Here is a 5,038-nt window from a genome sequence, read left to right on the forward strand (position 1 = left end):
GATAATTGGTGGCAGCAGGTCGTTATCGGTCGCGGGAGTGCCGATGGCATTGCGATCGATCATATCGTTGTCGGGACTGGCGGCGTGGTCGGCAGAATCGTCAGTGTCTCACCCAATACCAGTCGGGTATTATTAGTCAGCGATCCTAGCAATCGGATGGGCGTACTGGTTAGTCGCACGCGGAATATGGGCATTCTTCAAGGTACTCGCACCAACCAAGCGGTACTCCAATTTTTTGATAAACGTCCGCTGGTGAAAAAAGGTGATGTCGTTTCGACTTCGGCGGTGAGTCAGTTATTTCCCACCGGATTGGCTGTAGGCAGGGTAATTGAGACTAATTTAAACAAATCTCCCGCACCAGAAGCGATCGTCGAATTTACCGCACCACTGAGTGCCTTAGAATGGGTGACAGTTCACGCTCACGATCCGCGCGCAGTTACCGCCGAAGCCGTTAAACCAGTACCAGATGTCGCACCTACTACCACCCCTGCGCCACCAGCTAAAAAACCCGCAGCTAATGTCAAGCCACCCGCTGCAACTGCCAAACCGCCCGTTAAACCTCGTTAGTAGCTAACGTGAGTGCGGGTTAAGAATGTGAGCATCGCACTTCACCCGCCCGCGACTGAAGTGCGGTGCTAACAGCTCAAGTCCACTGAAGTGGACTGTCAGATTCTTTAGTCCACTTCAGTGGACTTGAGCTGTTAGCCTGGGGATTCATCCCCAGGTGCCCAAACGAAGCTAGTAATCTTTACGTGAAATCCTTATCTAGAATTAGCGTTAGCTAACTCGATCGCGATCGATATGAATAATTTACACCCGTTAGTTCGCAATGGACTTTATCTACTCACCGTCGTCGGTTCGGCAAGCTTGTGTTTGTTGCTATTACCAACCCGCTTTCCCGGCATGGAAATTTTGGGGGTCGGCCCCAGTTGGCTGGTAATGTGGACGATTGCCTGGAGCTTAAATCGATCGCTCTGGCACGCAACCACGGCAGGTGTTGTCTTAGGACTGATTCAAGATGGCATGACTGCTACCATGACCGCCAATTTGGGCATAATGCCCACCCATGTTCTGAGCCTGACTGCGGTAGGCGTATTAACTTTTTGGCTACACAAACACCGCTATCTGGATGATACAATTATATCAGCCAGCGTCGCTGCTTTTTTACTGACGATCGCCAGCGAGTTAATTACTGGAGTTCAATATTTCCTCGAAATGGCGATCGAGCGATCGCCAGCAGCCAGCCTAGCCAGCCTGAATTATCTCTGGGATAATCAAAGTCCCATGATGCTAATTTCCGCAGTTCTGAGCGGCTTATGGATGCCTGTGCTGTACTATCCACTCCAAGTCTGTTGGCAAAAAATGGTGGTAAATAAGCTAACTTAATTTGATGAGTTACTGTCTCAGCCCTAGTTGCTTGCACCCAGAAAATCCACCGCAGAGTAACTTTTGTCGAAGTTGCGGTGGTAGATTGCGGTTGCGCGATCGATATTTAGCAATTAAACCGATCGGGCAAGGTGGTTTCGGACGCACATTTCAAGCGATCGACGAAGACAAACCATCGAAACCTTTTTGCGTCATCAAGCAATTTTTTCCGCAGGTACATGACACCGCCGCAGCACACAAAGCGGCTGAATTATTTACTCAAGAAGCTAGCGCGCTCGAACAATTAAATTACCCCAATATTCCCAAATTACTGGCATATTTTATCACGCCAGATGGTCGTCAATATCTAGTCCAAGAATTTATCGACGGTCAAAATCTTAAAGCTGAATTAGCAGAACAGGGGAATTTCTCCAGTACCCAAATCCGAGAATTATTACTGGCAATTTTACCGATTCTATTCTATATTCATCAGTTAGGATTCATTCATCGAGATATCAAACCCGAAAATATTATTCGGCGTACAGATAATCGTCAGTTGTATTTGGTAGACTTTGGAGCAGCAAAAGTTACGACCCCAGAGCGAGCGCAAATGCAAGGAACGACGATCGGCACTCCAGAATTTATGGCACCAGAACAAGGTTGGGGTCGAGCTTTCCCCTCTAGCGATCTCTATAGTTTGGGTGTTACTTGCCTTAATTTATTGACTGGAGTTTCCCCGTTTGTATTATTCGATGACAATCTCGGTCAATGGAACTGGCAAGCTGGATTATCTCAACCGATCGAACCACAATTAGCAATAGTAATCGATAAATTAATTCAACCCAAACCGATCGAACGTTATCCGACAGCACAAGCCGTAATTGATGCTTTACAAAATAGATCTGCTGTAAGTTTACCCGATTTAAACGATCCATTACAACCTAAATCTGTCGCGATCGAACCCGATTTGAAAATTGTCACTCTACCGCCAGAGCCACCAACTGCAATCGTCACCCCATCAATAACTACCCCAGTTAATATTCCCACCATAGAGCATAATTATAATTGGGAATGTAACTATACATTTGCATGGCATCGCAAACCAATTAATGCGATCGGCATTACTACCGACGGTCGATTTTTAATGAGCGGCGATGATGGTGGTACCGTCGCCATGTGGAACCTTACCATGCCACAACAACCGATTTTTACCTACTGTAATAATAATTCGATTTATTCCGTCGCCGCTAGCCCCAACCACAGTCAGATTGCCAGTGGCGACAAAAATCGCCGCGTGCAAATGCGCCGCAAAGAATCCGTCTTTAACTCGCTCCAAGAATTACGCGCCGACACGAGCAGTTTAGATAGCCATCATGGGTTTGTCTATTGCGTCCGATTTAGTCCCGATGGCAAAATCCTAGCCAGCAGCGGTGCCGATCGGCGAATTCGGCTATGGAACACCGATACGGGTAAAATTATTTATACCCTCGACGGTCATCAAGAATCGGTGATGGCACTAGAATTTATGCCCAATGGTAAAATTTTAATTAGTGCAGGTGCCGATCGAACGCTCCGATTTTGGGATTTAGATGGCAAACAATTACTCAAAACAATTGAAGCGCACGAGCAAACGATTCACGGCTTGGCAATCAGTCGAGATGGCAAATTAATTATCAGCGGTAGTACCGATCGAACGGTGCAAGTCCGACAATTGGGCACATCGACTCATCATACTTTAACAGGTCATCAGGATGGCGTGCTAACCGTCGCCATCAGCCCCGACTCTAAAATCATCGCTTCCGGCTCAATGGATGGCATCGTGAACCTGTGGGATGTCAATAGTAAGCAATTAATGTATAGCTTCCAAGCTCATCAAAGTGCCGTCCGCGAAATTCTCTTTCTACCGATGGGGCAAACATTAATTACCGCTAGCTGGGATCGGACGATTAAAATCTGGCGACCTGTATTAAGCCGACCATGAGTACAATATTTCAGCAAACCAGTCGGAATGCGATTCGCGATATTCAGTCAAAAATTTACTTGCTTGGGGATGCCAGCCATCGTGATTTAATTGAGGAATCGGGAATGGCAGTTCTTTTACCTGATAAGATATGGCTTTATCTGTTGCCACCAATCGGGCAAAATGCTCGCCGTTCCAACCTAATAAACCATAATCCCAACTCTGAAAACACAAAATCGCAGTGCCTAATCGATCGATCGTTTCAGCAGGGCTAAAGTTCTGAACATTTGGCACCAATTGAACTTCTAGATTTGCTCGATCGAATATTTTCAAATAAGCAGTATCAAAAACTAAGTTATCGCTGATGCCGATACCATAATTCCAGACTCCCTTGCCATACCAATTAAGTAAACAACCATAGTATTGACTATTAGGATCGACCTTTTGATACATTTCCAAAATACGTTCTTTTGCGGTATCTAGAGATATTGTTGTCATACATACAGATTAAAGCCAATATCTATAGGTTTCCCATCCAACAGTAAAATGTATCGATCGATTAGGGAGCATCCCACTTTTTATTTAGCGATCGCTAATTAATCTGTTAAGGTAGGCACAGCGATGGGCTAGTACTTGAGGAACATTTTCAAATTTCCACTGTGCCCCAGATATTTTAGTGCGACGGTCAATCTGTGTAATTGTAGATTCAATCGCGCCAGAGCCAATTGAACAAATTTGTTCTGCTTGAAAATAATCATAATTAATTATGCGGTGACGATGTTTCTCTAAATAAGCACAAAAGTTCTCAGCTTGTTTGAGAGTACAGTCACTAAATAATTCAATAGTTTTATTAACTTTTCCTCGCCATAATAGGCTTCTAGCTGTGAATAATCTTTGATTAGAGCATCCAATCTTATGGAGATTTTCCATTAAATGAAACCAATCAAGAATCTCTCTTCTTTCACGACCGGGTGCAAATTCTTTAATAACATTCCAAACTCCATCATGTCCATCTCCTAAGCAAGTAATAATTGGTGCTAAATTTTGATTGTTCACCCAATTAATTATGCTCCCATTTTCCTGAAATGAGCTGGCAATTGCTTGTCGATCGTGTAAGACTGCGGCTTTGTATCCTTTCCAGCTACACGGCTCTCCTTTTGGTGTTCGGACTCGAACATTCCCTCCATCTACACTCACTTCTGACACTGGTGACTCAGCGGATGGCAATTTAAATTTCTGTTTGTGAATTAACCGTTGTTGCGCACTTTTTGATATTTTCATACCCGTGAGGTATTCTACTTCTTCTGCTGTCCTTTCGTAAGAAATTGATGCGCTTATTCTTAAACAACATGCTTCCAAGTATGGACTAATTTGTGAGTGACTTTTTAAACCCAACTTTTCAGCTTGCTTGCTAGTAATTACTAGTTCCCCAATTATGCTTTTGATTTGTCTTTTGTATCCACTACTTTCTCTGGTGACACTTTTGATAAAAAAGCGGATGCAATCGCGCTGAGGAAACCTCAGCGTGCGTTGCACCAAGCAATCCCCACTCCTGGCATCACATGTTCTTGCATGGCATCTCGTACCACTTCTTCTATTTTCCCCAAGCTAGTTAGTTGCTCTACTGCTGTATTTCTATACAAAAAGCAATAGCTTGACTGTGTGCTTCAATTGCTTGTTGTTCTTCTGGTGTCATCACATTACCTTAAATTT

At 44.3% G+C, this 5,038-nt stretch carries 4 protein-coding genes and 1 pseudogene; 3 read left to right on the forward strand and 2 right to left on the reverse strand.

Annotation, left to right across the window (positions count from 1 at the left end; all coding sequences use genetic code 11):
• From RMO79_RS19740 to RMO79_RS19750, 3 genes are all read left to right on the forward strand, one after another.
• On the forward strand, nucleotides 1-567 hold a 567-nt coding region (locus RMO79_RS19740), incomplete at its 5' end, for a rod shape-determining protein MreC (RefSeq protein WP_310484973.1).
• Between the two features lie 234 nt (nucleotides 568-801).
• Nucleotides 802-1,386, forward strand: coding sequence for a rod shape-determining protein MreD (mreD, locus tag RMO79_RS19745; protein ID WP_310484974.1), 585 nt, complete (start codon nucleotides 802-804; stop codon nucleotides 1,384-1,386).
• A gap of 4 nt (nucleotides 1,387-1,390) precedes the next feature.
• A complete protein-coding gene (locus RMO79_RS19750; protein WP_310484975.1) occupies nucleotides 1,391-3,346 on the forward strand; it encodes a serine/threonine-protein kinase in 1,956 nt (651 codons plus the stop codon).
• On the opposite strand, the gene RMO79_RS19755 is transcribed toward RMO79_RS19750, so the two are convergent.
• Nucleotides 3,332-3,823, reverse strand: coding sequence for a hypothetical protein (locus tag RMO79_RS19755; RefSeq protein ID WP_310484977.1), 492 nt, complete (start codon nucleotides 3,821-3,823; stop codon nucleotides 3,332-3,334). The genes RMO79_RS19750 and RMO79_RS19755 overlap by 15 nt on opposite strands.
• An 84-nt stretch (nucleotides 3,824-3,907) precedes the next feature.
• Nucleotides 3,908-5,021: pseudogene (locus tag RMO79_RS19760) on the reverse strand (ISKra4 family transposase).
• Nucleotides 5,022-5,038: the final 17 nt, after the last annotated feature.

Origin of the sequence: Chamaesiphon sp. VAR_48_metabat_403 (assembly GCF_031422475.1) — a bacterium.
In the GTDB taxonomy this organism is placed as follows: Bacteria; Cyanobacteriota; Cyanobacteriia; order Cyanobacteriales; family Chamaesiphonaceae; genus Chamaesiphon.

What these genes read in the sequence shown, in the direction of transcription:
- mreD (WP_310484974.1), top strand. Translation starts at nt 802, where the DNA reads ATGAATAATTTACACCCGTTAGTTCGCAATGGACTTTATCTACTCACC.
- RMO79_RS19750 (WP_310484975.1), top strand. Translation starts at nt 1,391, where the DNA reads ATGAGTTACTGTCTCAGCCCTAGTTGCTTGCACCCAGAAAATCCACCG.
- RMO79_RS19755 (WP_310484977.1), bottom strand. Translation starts at nt 3,823, where the DNA reads ATGACAACAATATCTCTAGATACCGCAAAAGAACGTATTTTGGAAATG.